2 protein-coding genes are annotated in these 1,622 nt (G+C 72.4%); one reads left to right on the forward strand and one right to left on the reverse strand.

Annotated features, from left to right (window positions below; translation table 11 throughout):
- The first annotated feature begins 1 nt into the window (after window position 1).
- Window positions 2–160: an ATP-binding protein gene (locus D7V93_RS42770; RefSeq protein WP_279637000.1), complete on the forward strand. Its 159-nt coding sequence runs from the start codon at window positions 2–4 to the stop codon at window positions 158–160.
- A 12-nt stretch (window positions 161–172) separates the two neighbouring features.
- Here the strand turns inward: D7V93_RS42770 and D7V93_RS42775 are convergent, their stop codons facing one another.
- On the reverse strand, window positions 173–1,555 hold the full coding sequence (locus D7V93_RS42775) for a hypothetical protein (RefSeq protein WP_120648652.1): 1,383 nt from the start codon (window positions 1,553–1,555) through the stop codon (window positions 173–175).
- Window positions 1,556–1,622 lie beyond the last annotated feature (67 nt).

A 1,622-nucleotide genomic window follows, 5' to 3' on the forward strand; every position in this document is an offset into this window, starting at 1 on the left:
GATCGACCGGGCGGGGCGCAGCGTGGGGCTGGGCCTCTACATCGTGCGGTCCATCGTGGAGGCCCACGGAGGGCGCATCATGGTCCAGTCGACCGCCGAGGAAGGCACCACGTTCACCGTGCGCCTGGTGCGGCTGCCGGGGCCCGGCGTCAGGGATTGACCGGGCCCGGGCTCAAGGCTTCTCCGGCAGCGTCCAGTTCACCCAGAAGCGGTGCGCTCCGTTGGGCGCGCTGTCGAGCCAGCCGGTGATGCGCTCGCTCTTGGCGAGCAGCGGCCCCAGCTCCGTGCTCGCGCCGAAGAAGGCCGCCAGCCGCTCGTCGCCCATCACGTCCATCAGCGACACCTGCGACAGCGCGCGCGCCACCTTCTTGGGATCCAACGTGAAGTCCACCGCGCGGGCCAGCGGCGCGCCCTTCTCCGGCACGGACGCCAGCACCGTCTGCGTCACGGTGGAGTCGTTGCCGAACACCAGGTGCTTGCCCTTGAGCCGCACGTAGACGCTGCCGCCCTTGGCCTCCATCGAGTAGCCGTCATCCAGCGCCTTCGCTCCCGGGAACTTCGCCAGCGGGGCCAGCGCCGCCTTCACCGCCGCGGCGTCCACCACCTCCGCCGCCAGCGCCTGCTTCGCGGCGAAGAAGCGCACCTCCGGCTTGCGCAGCGAACCGCGCACGCTCACCGAATCCACCCCGAACAACAGGTGCCCGGTGAGCTGCTTCGCCAGCGCGTCCGTCATGCCCCTCACCTGCTCCGCCGGGCACGTGGGACACACCGTCTGCACCGCGTCCCGCACGGAGTCCACCGCCTGCGCCACCCCCGTGGGCGCCACCTGCGCGCGCGCGAACAGCAGGCCCGTGGCCGCCATCGCGCCGTAAGGGCTCGTGCCCTGGGACTGGAAGGGCGGCAGGGGCAGCTTCGTCGCCGTGCCCTCCACCTTCAGCCCGTTGGCCGTGCCGTCCAGCCCGAACACACCCTGCTGGGTGGCCACGTACAGCACCCCGGGCACCGCCCCCATCCGCGCGTCCGCGGCCGGCGCCTTGAGGGACACCAGCTTCGCCGCCTCCTTGCGCAGCGCCTCGTCCGACTCCGTGGTGCTCAGGAAGGCGCACGCTTCAGAGCCCTTGATGACGTAGCCCGCGAAGCTGCCCATGCCCGTGGTCGCGCGCAGCGTCGTCACGCCCTTCACCGTGCCCGCCTTCACGTCGCCGTTGCGCGCGAGCACGTTGGCGGACGCCTCCTGGAACACCTTCGCGTCCTTCACCCGCGTGCAGGACAGGCGGCCGTCCTGGCGCATGGACACGGACAGCGGCCCCGCCGCGTCGATGCCCAGCTCCGCCAGCGACTCCGGCCGCGTCACGTCGAGGGACAGGAACGGGTGCAGCTCCCCGCTCCACGACGCGGGGTTGAGCATCTGCGAGGACGCCCCCGCCCGCGTCATGAACGCGGTCAGCCCCTGGAGCTTGTCCAGCTGCGGGATGTGGAGGACCGTCACCGTGGAGGAGGCGACGCGGGGCGCGGGTGCGGCCGCCAGGGTGGCGGCGAGGGCGAGGGCGAGCATCCCCCCAAGTGAGAGCACCCCACCGCCCCTGTCAAGGCACTCCCGACCCGGACGCCCTCCACCCAAC

The organism is Corallococcus llansteffanensis (genome assembly GCF_003612055.1).
GTDB classification, from domain to species: Bacteria; Myxococcota; Myxococcia; order Myxococcales; family Myxococcaceae; genus Corallococcus; species Corallococcus llansteffanensis.

Bases quoted from the DNA above. Each gene is read 5' to 3' on its own strand.
- D7V93_RS42775 (WP_120648652.1), bottom strand. From the start codon at position 1,555: ATGCTCGCCCTCGCCCTCGCCGCCACCCTGGCGGCCGCACCCGCGCCC.